Genomic DNA, 23,589 nt, shown 5'->3' with positions numbered 1-23,589 from the left:
CTTAGTGTAGCTAAGCAGCTTTTTAAAACAGACCCGTTTAGTCTTCGGCAGGCATTTCACCATCAGTATCATCCAACTGCCCTTCGGTATTCTGAGCAGTGATACCTACTTTATTGCGAATTTTAAGATTAATTTCGTCGGCTATTTCCTGATTATCTTTCAACCATTGACGTACATTGTCTTTACCCTGACCTATTTTACTGCCATTGTAGCTGTACCATGCACCTGATTTTTCAACAATGCCTAGCTTAACGCCGATATCAATCAACTCACCTTCCCAGCTGATACCTTCGCCATACAAAATATCGAACTCAGCCTGTTTAAATGGCGGAGCTACTTTGTTTTTGATTACTTTAACGCGTGTTTCATTACCAATGACATCATCACCTTTTTTAATCTGGCCGATTTTACGGATATCCAGACGTACAGATGAGTAGAATTTCAGTGCATTACCACCAGTAGTGGTTTCAGGATTACCAAACATGACACCGATTTTCATACGAATCTGATTAATGAAAATAACCAGAGTATTGGTTTTTTTGATGTTACCAGTGAGTTTACGCAAAGCCTGACTCATCAGACGAGCCTGCAAGCCGACATGACTGTCACCCATTTCGCCCTCAATTTCAGCCTTGGGTACCAGAGCTGCAACCGAGTCAACAACAACCATGTCCACCCCGCCACTGCGAACCAGCATGTCACAAATTTCCAGAGCCTGTTCGCCGGTGTCAGGTTGTGATACCAGTAATTCTTCAACTTTTACCCCAAGTTTACGGGCGTAAATCGGGTCAAAGGCATTCTCGGCATCGATAAACGCACATACACCACCATCTTTCTGACACTGTGCTATGGCTTCCAGACACAACGTGGTTTTACCGGAAGATTCCGGTCCGTAGATTTCTACGATACGACCACGTGGTAAACCACCTACACCCAGAGCCAGATCCAGTCCGAGTGAACCGGTAGAGATTACTTCGAGATTTTCATCGGTATGGCTGCCATCCATTTTCATGATGGAACCTTTACCAAAATTCTTTTCTATCTGCGCCAGTGCCGCAGCCAAAGCCTTGCTTTTTTCATCTGACATATTGATATGCTCGCTTGTACTGTATGATTAACTTAATAAAGTCAATTATCGCATAAGCCTATGATTAGATGTTTAGCAAAAGCTTATTTATACTATCTATTTGAATTATACGATTTTGTTATTTGTTACTGAGTAGTGGAATGCCCGTCTGCAAAAGGTTATACAAAGCTGTAATGACTTCATTCAAATGCTAATTTACGAATTTTTATTTAATTTTAGCCAGATAGCAGTCAAGTTTATAACGGGTTGATAAAGATGATACACTACTGGTTTACATTAGTGACTATTTTGTCACGATAACCATAACATCAATGATTACCATCTGCCGTTATGGTGCTTTTCTAAAAATAATGATATTTGAACAGTCATCTATTCTATCCAATTCGTAACAGTTGTATGTATTTGCAGACAACAACTGGAGGTTGTCAAAATGAATGCTTTTGCCAGCCTGGGTTTATCTCAGGAAATTGTTTCTGCGCTAACAGAACAGGGTTATCACGAACCTACACCTATACAGTATGCGGCTATTCCGAAAGCACTGGCAGGTATGGACTTACTTGCTGCCGCACAAACAGGCACAGGAAAAACTGCAGCCTTTATGCTGCCCAGTCTGGAAAGACTGAAACGCTATGCCAATACCAGTACATCTCCGGCAATGCATCCTGTGCGTATGCTGGTACTGACACCAACCCGTGAGCTGGCTGACCAGATTGATCAGAATGTACAGAGTTATCTGAAAAATCTTTCTTTACGCCAGACTGTGCTGTTTGGCGGGATGAATATGGAGATTCAGAAACAGGATTTACGTCAGGGCTGCGAGATTGTTATTGCCACAGTAGGACGTTTGCTTGACCACGTACAACAAAAGAATATCCAGCTAAACAAAGTAGAAATTGTGGTTCTGGATGAAGCAGACCGAATGCTCGATATGGGCTTTATTGACGATATCCGCAAAATCATGCAAATGCTGCCATCACAGCGTCAGACTTTACTGTTTTCAGCAACTTTTGCACCGGCCATTCAACGGCTCGCTCAGGATTTTATGCATAATCCGGAAAAAATTCAGGTAGCGGCACAAAATACCACTTCTGCCAATGTGGAACAGCATATTATTGCACTGGATAACGGACGCAAGCGTTCACTTCTGCAGCGGCTGATCTGTGATCTGAACATGAATCAGGTAATTGTATTCTGTAATACTAAGCAAAGTGTTGATCAGGTTAATCGCGAATTAAACCGCCGCGGGATAAGTGCACAAGCTATTCATGGCGATAAGTCCCAGCAAACACGTCTGGAAACACTGGCACAATTCAAGGAAGGCAGTTTGCGTGTTCTGGTGGCCACGGATGTAGCGGCACGCGGTCTGGATATTGCTGAACTTCCGTTTGTCATCAATTATGAGCTACCTTTGAATGCCGAAGATTATGTACATCGTATCGGACGTACCGGTCGTGCCGGCGCTGAAGGGGTAGCTATTTCCCTGATGGATGAACAGGAACAAAAAGTATTTAATGCAATAAAAGAATTAACTCAGAATAACCTGCAAATTGAACGCATTGAAGGCTTTGAACCGCGCTGGTGGGAACAGGCACCCGCTGAAAATAAAGCGTCACAGACTTCTTCGGTTAAAGTTGAAAGTGATAAACCGCGTCAGCGTGAACGAGCAGCTAAAGCCAATCAGGTTAATGCAAATAATCAGACAGGCAGAACTCAGGATAGTAATGACGTAAGTGTCAGCTGTCAGCAAATTCCGGGACGTGCGCGCCGTTTCAGCCGTCATAATCATCCGCAATGCGCTCTGCTTCAACCGGATTATGGTGTACGTAAAACAAAAATCAGCCTTTAATTTTTGCGATTAATTATTTGAAATAGCTATTGTTTTAACAATAGCTATTTTTGTTTGTATTAAAATTAAGAAAATAGTTGGGAATTAGTCTAACTACCGGTATAATACCGCGCTGTGGCGGGTCTCCCCGCATGGTTATTTAGGACAACGGGTCAGGTGCGGAAGCAAGCAGCCCATCTTAAAGCGACCAGTGCCGGGGGTTTGGCTCGCCACCTTTATTTCTAAATTTTCTGTATATTCCTCATCTTTTCCCATTATTATCAAATAATTATTGTATTTAATCTGTCACCTTGCTAATCTGCTTTAATTATATTGTGACAAAGGTTTGTACAATGAACCGCCGCTTTATTTCATATATCATCATAGTATTACTATCTGTATATTCAACAAGTAGCAGTCTGGCAGAAGAAATAAAATTAAATTATGGTGTAGTAGAGCTGAGTGCACAGACGTCGCAAACAGTTACCCGGGATGAAATGGTGCTGGTATTAAAGATTCAGCAACAGGGAGCGGACAGACAGCAGATCAGCAATAAAGTTACCAGTCAACTGAATCAGATTCTGGCTAATGCACACCGACATGCTGATTTTAATACTACGCAATTAACGCGTGCGATTGAGCCAAGATTTGATTATCAAAAAGATAAACGCATCAATAATGGCTGGCAGGACAGTACTCTGATACAAATTAAAAGTACAAATTTAGCGGCTTTAAATCAGTTCGCTGCTACAGTACAGCGTCTGGCAACCATTGAAGCTATAAATTATCAGGTTGCGGATACAACACTGAAAAACTATGAAACAAAATTAACCCGACAGGCTATTGCCCGTTTTCAGGAGCGTGCAACACAAATTACTCATGAACTAGGCGGTCATGGATACAAAATAGTGAATATAAATTTAGGCAATAGCCAAGCTACCCAGAATTATGCAGCCTATGTTCAACCTATGATGCTAAGCCGTACAGCCGGCTCTGCTCCGGTTCAGGATATTGCAGCCGGTGAAACTCGCCTCACATTAAACATTAATGGAAAAATTCAGATAACCGGACTACCTGAATAAAAAACCAGTCACTCTTACTTAAATTAGTTTAATAAATTTATGAATTCTGAACAGAAATCTGAATAAAAGAAAAGCCAGCTTAAAAAGCTGGCTTTTCTTATTAACTGGCACGCCCACGGGGAATCGAACCCCGGTTACCGCCGTGAAAGGGCGATGTCCTAACCGCTAGACGATGGGCGCGGAAACTTGGTGCACCCGGAGCGATTCGAACGCCCGACCCTCTGGTTCGTAGCCAGATACTCTATCCAACTGAGCTACGGGTGCGAGAAAGATGTGCAGTATAGGTAACATCGGCATTACTGTCAAGACCAGTCATAATTAAAAAATAGCAATATTAAGCAATATACTGTTTTATCGACAGATAAATTCATATTTAAATTCTGGAGACCTGCATAGATAGTGTTTATATAAATTCATTAAGCTTCTTAGTATAAAGGCATTATTCCATAACCTGTATTTTAGTATAAAATGACTATTTTTTAAGCGTTAGTTATTTGCGTCATGAGTATTGTTACCAACGATGACGCCGCTGCATTTGCCGAGCTGGCAGCGGTTTTTTGTACGCTGCCTCTGCCTGTTGCCATAGTCGATCTTGAAACCACCGGTGGCCATTTCGCTCAGGACCGGATTACTGAAATTGCTATTTTACGTTTTCATCAGGGTTGTATCAGCCGACATCAATGGCTGGTTAATCCGCAGCAACCCATCAGCGATTTTATTACTAAGTTAACAGGTATCAGCAACGAAATGGTACAGGATGCACCGAGCTTTACCGACATTGCAGGTGAGCTTCTACCTTTACTGCGCGGGCACCTTCTGGTCGCACATAATAGTCGCTTTGATTACACTTTTTTGCGTCATGCTTTTGCACGCAATAATATTAATTTTGCAGCACCAACACTTGATACAGTCCCCTTTTCACGCAAATTATACCCGCAGCATTTTAAACATAATCTGGATGCCATTATTGCGCGTTTCGAAATTGATCTGAACGCAGCCGACCGCCATCGTGCCATGGGTGACGTTCTTGCTTTAACTGAGTTTTTACAGCGCAGCTTGCATGAGCAAGATAATGCCCGTTGGCAGTCTCAGTGGCGAACAATGATTAAACCGGGTTATTTCCCTGCATGGCTTAAACCTGAATTACGTCAGCAATTATATGCATTGCCAGACAGCTCCGGGCTTCTGTTACAACATACTCCGAATCAGCCTGAATCTTTAATGATAGTGGAACGGGCTTTTACCGATATATGTATACAGTTTCAGCGCCAAAATACACAAAGCTACTGGAAAAATACTACAGAAATTAATTTTATTCCCGCAGTCAGCTCTTTGCATGCATTATGGCTATATGGTTACTATCAGTTACACCCACAAACACAGACACATTTATCCAAATCTTCCTCACCTGCTAACTGGTATACAGTTTCTTTTGTAGCCAATCAGCGCGGACAATTACAAGCAAGAGTTATTCGGCTGCAGGAAGAAATATTGCGACATCCGCCTTACGGATTATTTGCTCATCCGCGTGCAGCAAAACGTGCATTATCTGACTGGGCACGCCGCTATGATCTGTGCCCAGCGGTACTGGATATTCTGCCGCAAAGCATCAGCACTCATGAGCCTTGTCCGAAACAGGCTGCTCATTTATGTGATGGTCACTGTCGTAAAGAAACAGCTATGGATGAACAAAATGACAAAGTTATGCAATATGCGCCATTGTTACCGGTTTGCGACTGGGGCAAATGGCATCAGATACGTGTTACTGAAACAGATGCCGTAACTGATACGAATGTGACGATTGAGGCTCAGGCAGGCTGTATCCGGCTGGATGACCAGCACTGGTATTTTCATCCTCTTTTACCTAAACTACTTAAACAGCGATTGAAAAAACCGGAAAATATCGAATTTATACGCTAATTAAAATAAAAATCAGGCTGTAGCAAAAATTTTGCTACAGCCTGATTTTTTAATGCATTAAACCCTAATCAGGATTTACTCTGTTGTAGATCAACTGATTTTTCTGTTGGCCCACCGTCACGTGTAGTATTTTTGCTTTTAGGATGTGTCAGCTGCTCGTGGCTATGTATCACGTTAGGACCGATACGATCAGGTACCTGATCCGGCATGCCGTTAATTGGGATGACGGCCGCTTGCATCACATCAGTATAAGGCAAGGTCGAATCCGCATCTGTTTGCGGATTTTTATTTTCTGAACTGGTCATAAATGCCAAAGTGACACTTTTATCAGCACGTTTCTGTAGCAGTTCCTGCAAAGTATTTTTTTCCATCAATTGCTTTGCATCAATATTAAGTTGTTGCAATACTTTTTCATAGCAGCGGTTTAACTCATCTACAGCACTGGCCGTATGAATAAAATGCTGGTCTACCTGTTGACGATAACTGTCAAAGCTGGCTTTAACTGACTGATATTGCTGATTCTGACTACTGCGCCGCAATAACAGCCACATCAACCCCATACCAAGCACCAAACCGATTATGGCAGCAATTAATACATACAACCAAACCTGACCATTCATGCTGTTTTCCTTTTCCTGTTGAATATCATATCTGACATCAGCCCCATGCAGATTACTTTATCATTATGGTTAGCATAGCATAACGTATTCCGGATTATTATTGATTAAAGATTTAACTGTTTTATGCAATTTTATCTGAATATATTCAAAATTGAATCATAAGATGATATACAGTATCCGGCCAGTAATAACACCAGTAAACTAAAAATTGCCGCAATCAAATCGTCCAGCATAATACCGAACCCGCCGTGTACCCAGGCGTCAAACCAACGAATAGGCCATGGTTTTACGGCATCGAAGAAACGGAAAATAACAAAAGCAGCCAGCCACCATATCCAGCCTGCCGGGATACAAAATAAAATCAGCATCATAGCAGCAATTTCATCCCAGACGATGCCTCCATAATCCTGCCGGCGCAATGCTTGTTCAGTATAATCACAAATAAATATACCAACCAGAAACAGCAACAAAGCAAAAATGATATTCAGCCACAGGGGTAATCCCAGCATAAGCCATAATGCAGCCAATGGAATGGCTGGTAGCGTCCCGAATGTTCCGGGTGCTTTCGGCGCTAATCCCGTACCAAAACCAAAACCCAGCCAGCATACCGGATGCCGGCACAACCAGCGCCAGGTAGGTGTTACCGGTGCAGTAGTCAAATCTTGTTCAGCCAAAATGGTCAAATCCTTGTTTAGATAAGCTGATAATATTGCCCGCATTATCTTTTAACTGCAATAGTCCTGATGCAGTAATAGCACCAATTCGTGTTACCGGTGTAACAGTAGTCTGAGCTGCGGTTAAAATTGCTTCACGTTGTACAGGAGGTGCAGTAAATACCAGTTCATAATCATCACCTCCGGCCAGCATCCATTGCCTTAATTGCTGCTCATCATCAGATATCTGCCGTAAAGTCTGTAAGCCGGGAATAGCATCGACATTCAACTGTGCACCCACCTTACTCGCAGCCAGAATATGTCCGAGATCCTGAGCCAGACCATCAGAAATATCCTGCGCAGCATGCGCAAGGGAGAGCAGCTGTCTTCCTAGTGCAACCCGTGGTTCCGGACGCAGACGTTTCTGTTCACACGTCTTATATACATCTGCGGGTAATTTTACTTTTCCCCAGTGCATATCCAATGCAGCGGCAGCCAGCCCCAACTGACCGGATACCCAGATATCATCACCGATTTTTGCGGCATCACGTCGCAAAGCCTGTCCTCTAGGTGTTTCACCAATAATATTAACATTAAATATCCAGTTACCTTTAGTGGTATCACCACCAATCAGTGTTACCCCAAAACGCGCAGCAAGAGCAAACAAAGCATCACAAAACGCTGCTAACCATTCCTTATTTAGCTCAGGCAGCGCCACACTAAGCAATATCCAGCGCGGACTGGCTCCCATAGCGGCCATATCCGACAAATTAACAGCCAGTATTTTATGCGCCAGATCCCCCGGGGCAACATCCGGAAAAAAATGTGTTCCGCCTATCAGCATATCAGTACTGAAATGCAGATCATAGCCACTACGAGGACTTATAATAGCGGCATCATCCCCAATACCCAGAATAAGTTGCTCATCCTGCTGCAGACGATGTAAATATTGACGAATAAAATCAAATTCATTCACGATAGACAGACTTTAGAATACAAATCAGATTCAGATTTTAAGATGTCTGCCTGAATCTTTCCAGAAAAGTCTATTACTATCACCAGACAGAGTTATATTGCCTTATCTAAAGATATCATTGCTTAGATTTAAAATAAATTTCTCCAATAATTAAAAAGTTATACAATCAATTCTAGATAAATCCATACAATAAATATATATGAATAAAACATTAAAAAACGATTTAACTGCCATCCATGAACTATTAGAAAATACTTTTCATCAATCTATCGACTTTCTAAACAACCTCGACAGTATGCCAACATGTTGCCAATTAACTCAGCTACAGCAAAATAGTTTGCCGCAACTGAATCTACCAGAGCAAGGTTATGGCGGATTAGCGGCCTTAAATCAATTTAATACTCAGTTTAAAGAGTTTATTGTTGCTTCAGGCGGTCCCAGATATTGGGGGTATGTCCGGAGGCAGTACACCGGCTGCAATAATAGGTGATATTCTGGCCACTATTTACGATCAGAATACTCAGGCTATCAGCGGCGAGGGAGATGTATCTGCACGTATCGAAATTCACACAACTGATTTATTACTGGATTTATTCAATCAGCCAAGGGAATTTACCGGCGGATTTGTCACCGGCAAGACCATGGCAAATTTTTCTGCGCTGGCTGTGGCCAGACAATGGTTTGGTACTCAGTTTAAGCAGGATATTGCTGCAGACGGTTTAATAAATCTGTCACTGCCGGTTATATCGGCTACCCCTCATTCATCAGTATTAAAATCATTGGCTATGCTTGGTTTAGGCAGAAATAACTTACTATTCCTACTCTTTCAAATCAGCGTGAAGCCATTAACGTAGCCGATTTAAAACTGTTTATTGAAGATCATTTCAAACATCAGCCATTTATTCTGGTTTTAAATGCGGGTACAGCCAATACAGCTGATTTTGATGCTATTGCGGAAATTATGGAGTTGAAGCATAGCTATAACTGTTGGATACATATTGATGCTGCCTTTGGAGCATTTGCCGCCTGCTCTTCACACTATCCGCATTTACTCAATGGTTGGGAAATGGCTGACAGCATTGCCATAGATTGCCATAAATGGTTAAACGTACCTTATGAAAATGCCTGCTTTTTTATATGAAAGGCGCATTTCAGTTTACAGTTTAACCAGTTTAAAAACAGCAGTGCTCCTTATCTGGAAAATCAACTGGAAAATTTTAACTTTATGAATATGTTGCCGGAAAATTCCAGAAGACTAAAAGCATTACCAGTATTGTTCAGTCTGTTAGCCTATGGCAGAGAAGGGTATCGGTATATTGTGGATAATTCTATTAAGCTGGCTCAAGAATTTGGTAACTATATACGTAAAAGCAGCTATTTTGAATTATTGGCTGAAGTACGTTTAAATATTGTCTGCTTTAAAGTTACTGCTGCATACGATACCGCTGAATTTCTGCAAAAATTAAATAAAACTGGTCTTGTATTTATGACACCAACCACTTTTAATCATGAAAAAGGCATTCGTGCAGCATTTGTAAACTGGCGTACTACTATTGAAGATATTAAGTTAGTATATTCATTAATTGAAAACATTATCAATAGTAAATAATCTATAAAGAGATAAATATTTTTCTTAGGATAAAAACCATACATAATTCGTTTTTAATCCCATTTAACCTATAAAAATATTTATCTCTTTTAGAAGTTATACATATTATTGATTTAGCGTTTCTCAGTCTTCTATTTTTGTTTAAATACTTACTTTGGATAAAAATTCACTTATTATTTATTGCTTTGTAATTTTTTCGGCTAGCTATCTAATTTAAAGGAGTACTCCGTTCTTAACTGCTTTAAGGCAACAGACCGCTTAACTCTCCCAGAAACCAGTTTACCCGTGGATCAGGCGTAGGACGGGTAACAGCAAAATGATTTACTATATTAGTCGCCTGCTGTGCCAGTAATGGCACCAGTTCACCTGTACGAACGTAAGGCTCAGCCATATCTTGTGACAAAAAACCAAGATGGCTGCCTGCGAGAATAAACAACAATGTTGCCCGCTCTTTATCTGCAGTAGCCGTAGTTACTCCGGCAGAAAAGCCAGCATTAGCGGGAAAATCAGCATAGGTACGTTTTACCCAGTGATATTCTTCAGCAAGCCGATTTAACGTTAAATCCTTAACTTTTGCAGCCGGATGTTCTGCATGACAATAAACATGCTCACGCTGCTCGAAAACTATCTGATATTGCAAATTTTTCAGCAGGCTATAGTAATAGCCGATACCAAAATCCATCTGATTATTGGCAATAGCGGTTTCGATATCATGTGGCGCACAAATATCAATAGTCAGACGCAGCTCCGGATAATGCTGATAGGCACTGGCAATGACCTGATTAAAAATACGCTGAAAATCAGGTGGTAAATACTCAACTAAGCCAATTCGCAACTTACCGGAAAGCACAGAACGATGCCATTTAATATTCTGTACTTCCCGATGAAACTCAGATGTTGCCTGTAAAAGTAATGTACAAGCTTCATATAACTGATGTCCGGCTTTAGTCAGCCCGAAACCGGAACGACCGCGTCGGCATAATATCACCCCCAGACTTTCTTCCAGATGCGCCAAATGCATACTGATTGCCGATTGTGACATATTCAGCCGTTTCTGTGCAGCAGTCACACCCTGACATTCAACAATGGCCACAAATGCCTGTAAAGCCTTCAAATCATGTTTAATCAAGGTATGCAACATCACTATTTCCCCTTATCAGAAATCAGCTCAAAACCGGAATAGATATGTCATCGTCACAGGCGGCAGACAGTACCTGATTTAAGACCGCAAAAAATTCACTGCCATCCCGTGCTGAAAGCCATTGACCGTTCTTACAGGCAAAATGATAACCACCACTTTTTGCTGCTATCCATAATTCCTGAGTAGCAGCATGCCGGTTTACAATAATCTGCTCTCCGCTTTCTGCTTCAATTGTGAGTACATTTCCGCCAGCTTCACAATCGAGATCCCAACCGCCTTCATCTATTTTTTCCTCAATATAGCCAAACAAATCATCACTATATTGCAAAAATTCACTTTCGGTCATCTTACTTACCATACCCCTGCATTTTATTACATTCACACTGTTATCTTGCCATATAATATGTTTAAATCCTAGTTTTATCCGTTCTGGCAGTACAGCTGTTCACTGCCAGCTTAACTACAATAGGTCAGATTAATGTTTCGTTTCTTCTTTTTAACTGTAATTGCAACCAGTTGTTTAGCGGCCTGTGGTTATAAGGGTGATCTTTATTTGCCAAAAGAGGGAGATAAAGCCAAATACGGACCTGTACAAACCGGACTGACTATTGATCCGATTGATCAGAAAAATTTACCTAAACATGACTAATTCCCTGAAATGTGAACAAGTACCCTACTCTGTACTGGCTGCACAGTATGGTACACCATTATATGTTTATAGCCAGAAAGCAATAACAGATGCTTTTAATCTTTATCAACAGGCTTTTGCAGATTTAAAACCTTTAATATGTTACGCAGTCAAAGCCAATGGAAATTTATCTATTCTGCGCTATTTTGCCAGTCTGGGCTGCGGTTTTGATATCGTTTCAGGCGGAGAATTAGAGCGGGTATTACTGGCTGGCGGAGCTGCCGACAAGATCATCTTTTCTGGTGTAGGCAAAAGCAGTGCTGAAATTGAATTTGCCCTGAAAAACAATATTCGCTGTTTTAATGTTGAATCACTGGCTGAGCTGGAACGTATTAATAGTATTGCCCAGCGTCTGAATAAAATTGCTCCGGTATCATTGCGTATTAATCCTGATGTTGATGCTCATACCCATCCATATATTTCTACTGGGTTAAAAGCCAATAAATTCGGAATTGCCAGTCAGGATGCATTAGCAGCATATCAGCTTGCTGCTACGTTACCGCACTTAAAAATCACAGGAATTGACTGTCACATTGGCTCACAACTAACTGATTTATCACCTTTAATCGAAGCATTACAACGATTATTAGTACTAGTAGACAAACTAGACGAACTGGGAATCCGGATAGAGCATATTGATTTGGGTGGTGGCATAGGTATTGTTTATCAAAACGAAAATGTGCCTGATCTGAATGCTTATGCAGCAGCAGTCAGCAAATTGTTATCTGGGCGTAACCTGCCATTAATACTGGAACCCGGGCGCAGTCTGATTGGTAATACCGGCAGTTTGCTCACTACAGTTGAATACATTAAACAAGGTGAAGAAAAGAACTTTGTGATTGTAGATGCGGCCATGAATGATCTTATGCGACCTTCACTATATCAGGCCTATCACAATATTATTAACGCCAGTCCGACAACAGTAGATAAATTTGTTGCTGATGTCGTCGGACCAGTTTGCGAAACCGGAGATTTTCTGGCCAAAGATCGAACTATTGCAGCTAAAGCAGGTGATTTACTGTTAATACAAAGTGCCGGGGCATATGCTTCCAGTATGGCAAGTAACTATAACACTCGCTGTCGTGCCGCTGAAGTATTGGTTAATGGTACAGAACATCATCTGATTCGTCAGCGAGAAACAATTGACAGTCTGTTGGCTACCGAAACAGCATGCTTATGAATAATTCATACTTATTGTAATAATGAAGCACAAGTATAGCGTCATCTGCCAGTATTTTTGCACAGACGCTATGCTAATTTTATGTTACTCGCTGAAAAAGCTTTTCAGATATTGAATATTCTCCAGCTGATATTACTACTTTATAAGTACGATAGAAAAATTCGTTGTATTATCCAAACTAAAATTAAAAAATAATTTTAAAATCAAATAAGATAAATATATTTTAACAATTAAGCAGATATCATCTAAAAAGGTCAGATTAATGTCCTGGAAATTTTCCCGACGTGCGCAAAATTTAAAAAGCTCAACCATCAGAGAAATCCTTAAAGTCACCGAACAGACAGATGTTATTTCATTTGCAGGCGGCTTACCGGCACCAGATACATTTCCATTATCAGAAATCAAACATGCAGCGAATGCCCTACTGGAGAACCAGGATATTTATGGTGCACTACAATATGGACCAAGTGAAGGCTATACACTTTTACGGCAATGGATAGCTAATTATTTATCAGAACGTGATCATGTATCTGTCAGTAGTGATGAAGTTCTGATAGTAACTGGTTCACAGCAGGCATTGGATTTAATCGGGAAAGCACTAATTGATACTAACGATACAGTATTGGTAGAAACTCCGACTTATCTTGGGGCATTACAATCCTTTAATCAATACAATCCCGAATATGTAGCTATTGCCAGTGATAATGAAGGCTTAATTCCTGAAACTATTGATAATGAACTGGCAAGCTCTGCAAAATTTCTATATAGTATTCCAAACTTTCAAAACCCTACCGGACGTCGGTTACCATTACACCGGCGACAGGCTTTAGTCGCAAAAGCAAAACAGAATAATTTATTGCTGATTGAAGATGATCCTTATGGCGATTTGGATTATCAGGGTCAGCGTTTGCCTGCTTTATATACGCTGGCACCAGAAAACACTGTTTATTTAGGTTCTTTTTCCAAAATTTTAGCGCCGGGACTCCGCTTAGGATATTTGGTTGCGAATAAGCAATTCATCAGTAAACTGCTTCCGCTAAAACAGGCTTCGGATTTACATACCCCTAGCCTGACTCAGTACATTGCTTATCAGGTTCTTAGTAAAAATAATTTTCTCAATCATCATATTCCGAAAATCCGCCAGCTCTATAATGCCCGCTGCCAGTATATGTTGCAATCATTAGCACAGTATATGCCCAAAGAAGTTAGCTGGAATCAACCTGAAGGAGGTATGTTTATCTGGGTTGAATTACCTGAATATATTAATGCTACTGAATTACTCAAAGAAACCATTGCTCAAAAAATAGTTTTTGCTCCCGGTGAAACTTTCTATGTACACGGTGAAAAAAATAATTGTTTAAGGCTGGCTTTTGTAACTGTTTCAGAAGAAAAAATCGATACAGGGATAAAAAAAATGGCAGATATAATTAAACATCACATTCAACAACAATTGCTGTGAAATATTAGCAAACTGCATTAATCTGTTTTTTCCACCACAGCCAATACCCAGTATGGTATTGGTTTTTTTATGGCTTAAACTATTAATTAAATACTCTGCACACCAATTGAAACTGGCTAATAAATTCTGCATTAATGGAAGAATCATTAACCGCAAAATATCCACCTCACCTGTCACAGCACAGATTTTTCCTAAAATTCTGGATTGGTTATTCTAACCTGTTCAATTACCCGAATTAAGAATAAATAAAAAACGGACTGGATAATATCCAGTCCGTTTTAGTAATTCAATTAATTATTGAACTTTAATTTCAACATCAACACCAGCTGGCAAGTCCAGTTTCATCAATGCATCAGTGGTTTTATCAGTCCAGTCGATAATGTCCATCAGACGCAGATGAGTACGAATTTCCAACTGTTCACGTGAAGTTTTATTCACGTGAGGAGAACGCAGCAGATTAAAACGTTCGATTTTGGTTGGCAGAGGAATCGGACCTTTTACCACAGCGCCAGTACGTTTGGCAGTGTCTACGATTTCCTGAGCAGAACGATCAATTAGAGCGTAGTCATAAGCTTTCAGACGAATACGGATTTTCTGGTTTTTCATATCTATATTCTTCCTGATTAAGCGATAACTTTAGCAACCACACCGGCACCAACTGTTCGGCCACCTTCACGAATCGCAAAGCGTAAGCCTTCTTCCATCGCAATCGGATGAATCAGTTCTACGTCTATCGTTACATTCTCTCCCGGCATTACCATTTCCACACCTTCTGCCAGACTTACTGCGCCAGTTACGTCTGTTGTACGGAAATAGAACTGCGGACGGTAGTTCGCAAAGAACGGTGTATGACGACCACCTTCTTCTTTGCTCAATACGTATACTTCTGCTTTGAATTTGGTGTGCGGAGTGATGCTGCCCGGTTTTGCCAGTACCTGACCACGTTCTACTTCTTCACGTTTGGTACCACGCAGCAATACACCTACGTTATCACCTGCCTGACCCTGATCCAGCAATTTGCGGAACATTTCAACGCCAGTACATGTGGTTTTCTGGGTATCCTTCAAACCAACGATTTCAATTTCGTCACCTACATTGATTACACCGCGTTCTACACGACCAGTAACCACGGTACCACGACCTGAAATTGAGAATACGTCTTCAATCGGCAACAGGAATGGTTTGTCTACTGCACGTTCCGGTGTAGGAATGTAGCTATCCAGTGCATCTGCCAAAGCCATAATTGAAGCTTCACCGATGTCTGACTGGTCACCTTCCAGTGCTTTCAGAGCTGAACCTTTAATCAAAGGAACATCATCACCCGGGAATTCGTAGCTTGACAACAGGTCACGAATTTCCATTTCTACCAGTTCTAGCAACTCTTCGTCGTCTACCATGTCACATTTGTTCATGTAAACGATAATGTAAGGTACACCTACCTGACGGGCTAACAGGATGTGCTCACGGGTTTGTGGCATCGGACCGTCAGCTGCAGAAACCACCAGAATCGCGCCGTCCATCTGGGCAGCACCGGTAATCATGTTCTTCACGTAGTCAGCGTGTCCCGGGCAGTCAACGTGTGCATAGTGACGTTCTGCGGTTTCGTATTCTACGTGTGATGTATTAATGGTAATACCACGGGCTTTTTCTTCCGGGGCATTGTCAATCTGATCATAAGCTTTGGCTGCACCACCGAATTTCTGGGACAGAATGGTACACATTGCAGCAGTCAAAGTGGTTTTACCATGGTCAACGTGACCAATGGTGCCAACGTTTACGTGCGGTTTGCTCCGCTCGAATTTTTCTTTAGCCATGAGCTAAGTTTCCTTGAATAAAGATCATTAAAGAACGATGATAACCTGAAAGTACAGGTACTTTCAGGTTATCGGTAAATAAGTTAGCCTTTACGTGCAGCAATTACCTGCTCGGCTACATTATTTGGTGCTTCAGCGTATTTCTTGAACTCCATGGAGTAAGTAGCACGCCCCTGAGTAGCAGAGCGCAGGTCGGTTGAGTAACCGAACATTTCTGCCAGTGGTACTTCGGCACGAACTTTCTTGCCGCCGATACCATCATCATCCATACCCAGCACGATGCCACGACGACGATTCAAGTCGCCCATTACATCACCCATGTAGTCTTCCGGTGTTTCTACTTCAACCGCCATGATAGGTTCCAGCAATGCCGGAGAAGCTTTGCGCATACCGTCTTTAAATGCCATAGAACCAGCTAATTCAAACGCGATTTGCGAAGAGTCCACATCATGGTATGAACCGAAAGTCAGACGCACACGGATATCCACAACCGGATAACCGGCCAGAATACCATTAGTCATGGTATCACGAATACCTTTATCCACAGACGGAATAAATTCACGTGGAATCACACCACCTTTAATTTCGTCGATGAATTCGTAGTTTACACCACCCGGTTCCAGAGGTTCCATAGTGATCACTACATGACCATACTGACCTTTACCACCAGACTGTTTCACGTATTTGGCTTCGGATTCCACTGATTTACGGATGGTTTCACGATAAGCTACCTGTGGTGCACCCACATTGGCTTCTACACCAAATTCACGTTTCATACGGTCTACAATAATTTCCAGATGCAATTCACCCATACCGGAAATAATAGTCTGACCAGATTCTTCATCTGTTTTCACACGGAAAGACGGGTCTTCTTTAGCCAGACGGTTCAGAGCCAGACCCATTTTTTCCTGGTCAGCTTTAGTTTTTGGTTCAACTGCAACGTGGATAACCGGTTCCGGGAACTCCATACGTTCCAGAATAATCGGAGCGTCAGTATCACACAGCGTTTCACCAGTAGTTACATCTTTCAGACCAATTACAGCTGCAATGTCACCGGCACGTACTTCTTCGATTTCATCACGATCATTGGCTTTCATCTGTACCAGACGACCAATACGTTCTTTAGTGCCTTTAACAGAGTTCACTACAGTATCGCCAGATTTCACCACGCCAGAATACACGCGGATGAAAGTTAGCTGACCAACGTATTTATCGTTCATCAGTTTAAATGCCAACGCAGAGAATTTCTCATCGTCGCTAGCTTTACGGCTGTCTTTTTCACCATCCGGTTTTTCACCGGCTACTGGCGGAATGTCTGTCGGGCTTGGCAGATACTCAACCACAGCATCCAGCAGACGCTGTACACCTTTATTCTTGAATGCTGAACCGCACAGAACCGGCTGAATTTCACCGGCCAGTGTACGTGCACGCAGGGCAGCAACGATTTCATCCTCGCTCAGCTCTTCACCGCCGAGGTATTTTTCCATCAGTTCTTCATTGGCTTCTGCTGCAGCTTCAACCATTTTTTCGCGCCATTCTTCGGCAACGTCTTTCAGGTCAGCAGGAATATCAGCATACTCAAATTTCAAACCCTGAGTTGCATCATCCCATACGATAGCCTGCATCTTCAGCAAATCCACCACGCCTTCGAAACCGTCTTCAGCTCCTACCGGAATGACAACCGGTACCGGATTGGCACGCAGACGGGTCTGCATCTGTTCAACCACGCGGAAAAAGTTGGCACCTTGACGGTCCATTTTATTTACAAAAGCCAGACGAGGCACTTTGTATTTATTGGCCTGACGCCATACAGTTTCAGACTGAGGCTGTACACCACCCACAGCACAGTAAACCATTACCGCACCATCCAGTACACGCATAGAACGCTCTACTTCAACAGTAAAGTCTACGTGTCCCGGGGTATCAATAATATTTAAACGGTGTTCTTTAAACTGACCTGCCATACCTTTCCAGAAGGTGGTAACAGCAGCAGAGGTAATGGTAATACCACGTTCCTGTTCCTGCTCCATCCAGTCGGTGGTGGCTGCACCGTCATGTACTTCACCCAGTTTGTGAGTCATGCCGGTGTAAAACAGAATACGTTCTGAAGTGGTGGTTTTACCAGCATCAATATGTGCAGAAATACCGATATTGCGGTATTGCTCAATAGGGGTTTTACGAGCCACGATAATTGCCTTTCTGCATTAGAAGCGGAAGTGAGAGAAGGCTTTGTTGGCTTCAGCCATGCGATGTACTTCCTCACGTTTTTTCAATGCACCGCCGCGACCTTCGGCCGCATCAATTAATTCACCAGCCAGACGCAAATCCATGGATTTTTCACCGCGTTTACGAGCCGCATCGCGTACCCAGCGCATGGCCAGAGCCAGACGACGGGCAGGACGAACCTCAACAGGAACTTGATAGTTAGCACCACCAACACGACGGCTTTTTACTTCTACCACCGGTTTGGCATTGGCAATGGCTTCGTTAAACACTTCAATGGCTTCTTTGCCGGTTTTCTTTTCAATCTGTTCCAGAGCGCCGTATACAATGCGTTCTGCTACAGATTTTTTACCGTCAATCATCAGCACATTCATGAATTTGGATAATTCGATACTGCCGAATTTCGGATCTGGCAATATGTCACGTTTTGGGACTTCTCTACGTCTTGGCATTTCAATTTCCTTAAACTATTCAGCTGGGCATAGCCCGCGAATATTTATGTAAATATTCACTTACTCGACAGATGATCTGCCGATGCGTCCGATTATTTAGGACGTTTAGCACCGTATTTAGAACGGGACTGCTTACGGTCTTTAACACCTGCAGTGTCCAGAGAACCGCGTACAGTATGGTAACGCACACCCGGCAAGTCTTTCACACGACCGCCGCGAATCAGTACTACGCTGTGTTCCTGCAAGTTGTGGCCTTCACCACCGATATATGAAATCACTTCATAACCGTTGGTCAGACGCACTTTGCATACTTTACGCAGCGCTGAGTTTGGTTTTTTCGGAGTAGTGGTGTATACACGGGTGCATACGCCACGTTTTTGAGGGCAAGCCTCTAAAGCAGGTACTTTGTTGACGTAAACCGGAGCCTGACGTCCTTTACGTACCAATTGGTTGATAGTAGGCATATTTTCTCTTTATCCTGTTGAGTCAATATATGCCGGCACCATGCCGGCAAAACGGGTATTCTAGCATTCCTGTTTTATTACGGTCAAGATAATCAAACTTTAAACGCTTTATATCTGTTGAAAAAACAACTATATAAAACCATGTGTAAAATAAAACCGCTGAATGGCTTTCAGCGGTTTTATTTACAACAGATATTAAAGCTTATTCGCTTTTCTCTGCAGCCTCAGCAGCCAACTGCTCCTGCCATTTCTGGCGGCGACTGCGATGGTAAGTCAGTCCGGTACCGGCCGGAATCAGACGACCAACAATTACGTTTTCTTTCAGGCCGCGCAAATCATCACGTTTACCCATAATAGCCGCTTCAGTCAGCACACGAGTAGTTTCCTGGAAGGATGCAGCAGAAATAAACGAATCGGTAGACAATGATGCTTTAGTAATACCCAGCAATACATTGTCAAAGCGTACCGGTTCTTTACCTTCTGCCAGCAACTTCTCGTTGGCAATCATTACATCACCGCGTTCAACCTGCTCACCAGTAATGAAGTGACTGTCACCGGCATCGGCAATATTTACCCGGCGCAGCATCTGGCGAATGATCACTTCGATATGTTTATCGGAAATCTTCACACCTTGCAGACGATACACTTCCTGTACTTCCTGCACGATATAACGAGCTAGCGCCTCAATACCCTGCAAACGCAGAATATCATGCGGATCGACTGCACCATCTACAATCACTTCACCGCGATTCACCACCTGACCATCATGTACCAGAACCTGTTTTTCTTTGGAAATCAGGGTTTCATAAGCAGCACCGTCTGCATCAGTAATAATCAGACGCTGTTTACCCTTGGTTTCCTTACCGAAAGAAACAGTACCAGTTACTTCAGCCAGCATACCCACATCTTTCGGAGTACGTGCTTCGAACAATTCAGCTACACGCGGCAGACCACCGGTAATATCGCGGGTTTTGGATGAAGCCTGAGGAATACGGGCCAGTACATCACCTTTACCTACTTCCTGTCCTTCTCGTACAGTAATCACCGCACCAACCGGGAAGGCCATGGAAACAGCGGTTTCACTTCCTGCCATGCGAATTTCTTCGCCTTTGTCATCCAGCAGTTTTACTGTCGGACGCAACAGTTTAGACTGAGTAGAGGAACGACGTTTACCATCAATAACTACCAGTGTAGACAAACCGGTAACATCATCGGTCTGTTTAGCTACAGTAACGCCTTCTTCGATATTTTCAAAGCGGACACGACCGGCAAACTCGGTAATCATCGGACGGGTATGCGGATCCCACGTAGCCAGTGTCTGACCGGCTTTCACCACACCACCATCTTTTACCTGCAATAATGCACCGTAAGGTACTTTATGGCGTTCACGCTCACGACCAATATCGTCATGAATCACAATTTCGGATGAACGACCAATAACGACCAATTCGCCTTTGTTATTGGCTACATAACGCATCTGGCTGGAGAAGCGAACCGTACCACCAGATTTAGCCTCTACCTGACTAGCGGCTGCAGCTCGTGAAGCGGCACCACCAATGTGGAAGGTACGCATAGTCAGCTGAGTACCCGGCTCACCAATAGACTGAGCAGCAATCACACCAACAGATTCACCGGCATTGACCAATTTACCGCGCGCCAGATCTCGGCCATAACATTTAGCACACAATCCATGACGTGTTTTACAGGTAATCGGAGTACGTACTTTAACTTCATCGACACCTGAGTTATCAATCAGATCAACCAGACTTTCGTTCAGCAGCGTACCTGCTTCAACTAAAGTTTCACCACTGGTCGGGTCAACTACATCTTCAGCAGTAACACGTCCCAGTACGCGATCACGTAATGATTCAATGATATCACCGCCCTGTACCACTGCTTTCATCACAAAGCCGTCGTTGGTACCACAATCATCTTCTACTACCACCAAGTCTTGTGTCACATCAACAAGACGACGGGTCAGATAACCGGAGTTAGCTGTTTTCAATGCCGTATCAGCCAGACCTTTACGGGCACCGTGAGTAGAAATAAAGTACTGTAATACTGTCAGACCTTCGCGGAAGTTAGAAGTAATCGGTGTTTCAATAATGGAACCATCCGGTTTCGCCATCAAACCACGCATACCTGACAACTGCTTAATCTGAGCGGCAGAACCACGGGCACCGGAGTCAGCCATCATGTAAATTGAGTTAAATGACTCCTGATCAACCAGATTACCTTCGCGGTCAATTACTTTCTGAGTAGACAGATTATCCATCATCGCTTTAGCAATCTTGTCACCGGTACGACCCCAGATATCGACTACTTTATTGTAACGTTCGCCATTAGTTACCAGACCCTGACGGTACTGGTCTTCAATTTCTTTAACTTCAGCATTAGCTTCAGCCAGCAACTGTGGTTTACTTTCAGGCACCAGCATATCGTCAACGCAGATTGAAATACCGGCACGAGTTGAGAATGCATAACCGGTATACATCAGGTGGTCAGCAAAAATGACAGTATCACGCAATCCGCAGCGACGGAATGAAGCATTAATCAGCTTAGAAATTTCTTTTTTCTTCAGCGTTTTATTAATATGATCGAAAGACAAACCTTTTGGCAGAATCTCTGACAGCAGAGCACGGCCGACAGTAGTTTCATAACGGTTAACTACCGGTACAAATTCGTCCTGACCATTTTTCACCCATTCACGCAAACGTACAGTAATTTTAGTACCCAGCTCTACCTGACGAGTCTGGTAGGCACGGTGTACTTCTTTTACATCAGCAAACAGGCTGCCTTCACCCTTACCATTAATTTTATCGCGGGTCATATAATACAGACCCAATACGATATCCTGTGACGGTACGATAATAGGTTCACCATTGGCTGGTGACAATACATTATTCGAAGCCAGCATCAGGGTACGCGCTTCCATCTGTGCTTCCAGACTCAGTGGTACGTGCACAGCCATCTGGTCACCGTCAAAGTCGGCGTTAAATGCAGTACATACCAGCGGATGCAGCTGAATTGCCTTACCTTCAATCAGAATCGGCTCAAATGCCTGAATACCTAAACGGTGCAAGGTTGGTGCACGGTTGAGCAGAATCGGATGTTCACGAATAACATCTTCAAGAATATCCCATACAATCGGCTCTTCCTGTTCCACCATCTTTTTGGCTTTTTTGATGGTAGTTACGGTCGGATCTAACTGTTCAAGTTTATGGAAAATAAATGGTTTGAACAGTTCCAAAGCCATTTTCTTCGGCAAACCGCACTGATGCAGACGCAGGTACGGACCAACGGTAATCACAGAACGACCGGAGTAATCGACACGTTTACCCAGCAGATTCTGACGGAAACGACCGCCCTTACCTTTAATCATATCTGCCAGGGATTTCAGCGGACGCTTATTAGCGCCAGTCATGGCTTTACCACGACGGCCATTATCCAGTAATGAATCTACCGCTTCCTGTAACATACGTTTTTCATTGCGTACGATGATATCCGGTGCACGCAGTTCAAGCAGGCGTTTCAAACGGTTGTTACGATTAATGACGCGACGATACAGGTCATTCAAATCAGAAGTAGCAAAACGGCCGCCATCCAGCGGTACCAGCGGACGCAAATCCGGTGGCAGTACTGGCAGCACATCCATAATCATCCATTCCAGTTTCATACCGGAACGCTGAAATGCTTCCAGAACTTTCAGTCGTTTAGCAATTTTCTTAATTTTTGTATCTGAACTGGTTGAATCCAGTTCCTGACGCAATACAGTAACCTCATGGGCAATATCCATAGCTCGCAGTAAATCGCGAATGCCTTCAGCACCCATCTTGGCTTCAAAATCGCCGCCAGACTCTTCATATTTGGTAATGTATTCTTCTTCACTGAGCAGCTGACGCGGCTGTAATGAAGTCAGCCCCGGGTCAGTTACCACATAAGCTTCAAAATACAGAATACGTTCAATATCACGCAAAGTCATGTCTAATACCATACCCAGACGGGATGGCAAAGATTTCAAAAACCAGATATGCGCAACCGGTGCAGCCAGTTCGATATGTCCCATGCGCTCGCGGCGTACTTTGGACAAGGTTACTTCCACACCACATTTTTCACAGGTTACCCCGCGAAATTTCAGACGTTTGTATTTACCACACAAACATTCATAATCTTTAATCGGGCCAAAAATCTTGGCACAAAACAAGCCGTCACGTTCCGGTTTAAAAGTACGGTAATTAATCGTTTCCGGTTTTTTCACTTCACCGTACGACCAAGAACGAATGGTATCCGGCGAAGCAATGCCGATTTTAATTGCGTCAAATTCTTCTTCGGCACTGGCATTTTGCAGCGGATTAAATAAGTCTGATAAAGCTTTCATATTTGCTCCTGACGATGC

18 protein-coding genes, 2 tRNA genes, 1 other RNA gene and 2 pseudogenes are annotated in these 23,589 nt (G+C 42.8%); 9 read left to right on the top strand and 14 right to left on the bottom strand.

Annotated elements, in window-relative coordinates:
* Positions 1 to 37: 37 nt before the first annotated feature.
* Complete coding sequence (recA, locus tag H3V00_RS09675; RefSeq protein ID WP_025329915.1) at positions 38 to 1,087, bottom strand: recombinase RecA; 1,050 nt, start codon at positions 1,085 to 1,087, stop codon at positions 38 to 40.
* A gap of 430 nt (positions 1,088 to 1,517) precedes the next feature.
* Between recA and H3V00_RS09670 the strand changes: the two are divergent.
* The 3 genes and pseudogenes from H3V00_RS09670 to H3V00_RS09660 all read left to right on the top strand — a co-directional run.
* Positions 1,518 to 2,754, top strand: a pseudogene (locus H3V00_RS09670) (DEAD/DEAH box helicase); the annotation flags it as partial.
* Between the two features lie 295 nt (positions 2,755 to 3,049).
* Positions 3,050 to 3,147, top strand: an RNA gene (ffs, locus tag H3V00_RS09665) — signal recognition particle sRNA small type.
* A 118-nt stretch (positions 3,148 to 3,265) separates the two neighbouring features.
* On the top strand, positions 3,266 to 3,994 hold the full coding sequence (locus H3V00_RS09660; RefSeq protein ID WP_110413821.1) for an SIMPL domain-containing protein: 729 nt from the start codon (positions 3,266 to 3,268) through the stop codon (positions 3,992 to 3,994).
* A 105-nt stretch (positions 3,995 to 4,099) separates the two neighbouring features.
* Here H3V00_RS09660 and H3V00_RS09655 read toward each other — a convergent pair.
* Together H3V00_RS09655 and H3V00_RS09650 are read right to left on the bottom strand one after the other, a co-directional pair.
* A tRNA-Glu gene (locus H3V00_RS09655) sits at positions 4,100 to 4,174 on the bottom strand.
* Positions 4,175 to 4,181: 7 nt separating this feature from the next.
* Positions 4,182 to 4,258, bottom strand: a tRNA-Arg gene (locus H3V00_RS09650).
* A gap of 237 nt (positions 4,259 to 4,495) precedes the next feature.
* Here H3V00_RS09650 and H3V00_RS09645 point away from each other — a divergent pair.
* On the top strand, positions 4,496 to 5,914 hold the full coding sequence (locus H3V00_RS09645) for a 3'-5' exonuclease family protein (protein ID WP_198207836.1): 1,419 nt from the start codon (positions 4,496 to 4,498) through the stop codon (positions 5,912 to 5,914).
* A gap of 68 nt (positions 5,915 to 5,982) precedes the next feature.
* Here H3V00_RS09645 and H3V00_RS09640 read toward each other — a convergent pair whose 3' ends face one another.
* From H3V00_RS09640 to thiL, 3 genes are all read right to left on the bottom strand, one after another.
* Complete coding sequence (locus tag H3V00_RS09640) at positions 5,983 to 6,534, bottom strand: ZapG family protein (RefSeq protein ID WP_084564586.1); 552 nt, start codon at positions 6,532 to 6,534, stop codon at positions 5,983 to 5,985.
* A 131-nt stretch (positions 6,535 to 6,665) separates the two neighbouring features.
* Positions 6,666 to 7,217, bottom strand: a complete 552-nt coding sequence (locus H3V00_RS09635) for a phosphatidylglycerophosphatase A (RefSeq protein WP_370570105.1) — start codon at positions 7,215 to 7,217, stop codon at positions 6,666 to 6,668.
* Positions 7,201 to 8,163: a thiamine-phosphate kinase gene (gene thiL, locus H3V00_RS09630; RefSeq protein WP_198207832.1), complete on the bottom strand. Its 963-nt coding sequence runs from the start codon at positions 8,161 to 8,163 to the stop codon at positions 7,201 to 7,203. Before thiL ends, H3V00_RS09635 begins: the two co-directional genes overlap by 17 nt.
* Before the next feature lie 422 nt (positions 8,164 to 8,585).
* Here thiL and H3V00_RS09625 point away from each other — a divergent pair, with 422 nt between their 5' ends.
* Positions 8,586 to 9,017 carry a hypothetical protein gene (locus tag H3V00_RS09625; RefSeq protein WP_198207830.1) on the top strand — a complete coding sequence of 144 codons (432 nt, stop codon included), beginning with the start codon at positions 8,586 to 8,588 and terminating at the stop codon, positions 9,015 to 9,017.
* Positions 8,978 to 9,772, top strand: a pseudogene (locus H3V00_RS11475) (aspartate aminotransferase family protein). The gene H3V00_RS09625 and the pseudogene H3V00_RS11475 overlap by 40 nt, the downstream one beginning before the upstream one ends.
* Before the next feature lie 241 nt (positions 9,773 to 10,013).
* Here the strand turns inward: H3V00_RS11475 and H3V00_RS09610 are convergent.
* Both H3V00_RS09610 and cyaY read right to left on the bottom strand, forming a co-directional pair.
* Complete coding sequence (locus H3V00_RS09610) at positions 10,014 to 10,913, bottom strand: LysR family transcriptional regulator (protein WP_198190472.1); 900 nt, start codon at positions 10,911 to 10,913, stop codon at positions 10,014 to 10,016.
* A 22-nt stretch (positions 10,914 to 10,935) separates the two neighbouring features.
* Complete coding sequence (gene cyaY / locus H3V00_RS09605; protein ID WP_025329906.1) at positions 10,936 to 11,259, bottom strand: iron donor protein CyaY; 324 nt, start codon at positions 11,257 to 11,259, stop codon at positions 10,936 to 10,938.
* 132 nt (positions 11,260 to 11,391) lie between these two features.
* Here cyaY and H3V00_RS09600 point away from each other — a divergent pair, with 132 nt between their 5' ends.
* The 3 genes from H3V00_RS09600 (at position 11,392) to H3V00_RS09590 (ending at position 14,240) form a co-directional block, all read left to right on the top strand.
* Positions 11,392 to 11,562 carry a lipoprotein gene (locus H3V00_RS09600; RefSeq protein ID WP_078474526.1) on the top strand — a complete coding sequence of 57 codons (171 nt, stop codon included), beginning with the start codon at positions 11,392 to 11,394 and terminating at the stop codon, positions 11,560 to 11,562.
* On the top strand, positions 11,555 to 12,781 hold the full coding sequence (gene lysA / locus H3V00_RS09595) for a diaminopimelate decarboxylase (protein ID WP_198207826.1): 1,227 nt from the start codon (positions 11,555 to 11,557) through the stop codon (positions 12,779 to 12,781). Before H3V00_RS09600 ends, lysA begins: the two co-directional genes overlap by 8 nt.
* Positions 12,782 to 13,043: 262 nt before the next feature.
* The gene (locus H3V00_RS09590; protein WP_198190469.1) at positions 13,044 to 14,240 is read left to right on the top strand and encodes a PLP-dependent aminotransferase family protein; all 1,197 of its coding nucleotides are present in this window, start codon (positions 13,044 to 13,046) and stop codon (positions 14,238 to 14,240) included.
* Positions 14,241 to 14,534: 294 nt separating this feature from the next.
* On the opposite strand, the gene rpsJ is transcribed toward H3V00_RS09590, so the two are convergent.
* The 6 genes from rpsJ to rpoC form a co-directional block, all read right to left on the bottom strand.
* A complete protein-coding gene (gene rpsJ / locus H3V00_RS09585; protein ID WP_025329903.1) occupies positions 14,535 to 14,846 on the bottom strand; it encodes a 30S ribosomal protein S10 in 312 nt (103 codons plus the stop codon).
* A gap of 17 nt (positions 14,847 to 14,863) precedes the next feature.
* On the bottom strand, positions 14,864 to 16,054 hold the full coding sequence (gene tuf / locus H3V00_RS09580; RefSeq protein WP_025329891.1) for an elongation factor Tu: 1,191 nt from the start codon (positions 16,052 to 16,054) through the stop codon (positions 14,864 to 14,866).
* Between the two features lie 83 nt (positions 16,055 to 16,137).
* Positions 16,138 to 18,240 carry an elongation factor G gene (gene fusA / locus H3V00_RS09575; RefSeq protein ID WP_078474524.1) on the bottom strand — a complete coding sequence of 701 codons (2,103 nt, stop codon included), beginning with the start codon at positions 18,238 to 18,240 and terminating at the stop codon, positions 16,138 to 16,140.
* An 18-nt stretch (positions 18,241 to 18,258) separates the two neighbouring features.
* Complete coding sequence (rpsG, locus tag H3V00_RS09570; protein ID WP_025329901.1) at positions 18,259 to 18,729, bottom strand: 30S ribosomal protein S7; 471 nt, start codon at positions 18,727 to 18,729, stop codon at positions 18,259 to 18,261.
* A gap of 92 nt (positions 18,730 to 18,821) precedes the next feature.
* Positions 18,822 to 19,193, bottom strand: a complete 372-nt coding sequence (gene rpsL / locus H3V00_RS09565; protein WP_025329900.1) for a 30S ribosomal protein S12 — start codon at positions 19,191 to 19,193, stop codon at positions 18,822 to 18,824.
* Between the two features lie 202 nt (positions 19,194 to 19,395).
* Positions 19,396 to 23,571: a DNA-directed RNA polymerase subunit beta' gene (gene rpoC / locus H3V00_RS09560; protein ID WP_084552760.1), complete on the bottom strand. Its 4,176-nt coding sequence runs from the start codon at positions 23,569 to 23,571 to the stop codon at positions 19,396 to 19,398.
* Between the last annotated feature and the right edge of the window lie 18 nt (positions 23,572 to 23,589).

Source organism: Snodgrassella sp. W6238H11 (assembly GCF_016100525.1).
Taxonomy (GTDB): Bacteria; Pseudomonadota; Gammaproteobacteria; order Burkholderiales; family Neisseriaceae; genus Snodgrassella; species Snodgrassella alvi.
Note: the sequence above shows the minus strand (reverse complement) of the source record. Positions and strands in the feature narration are given on the sequence as shown.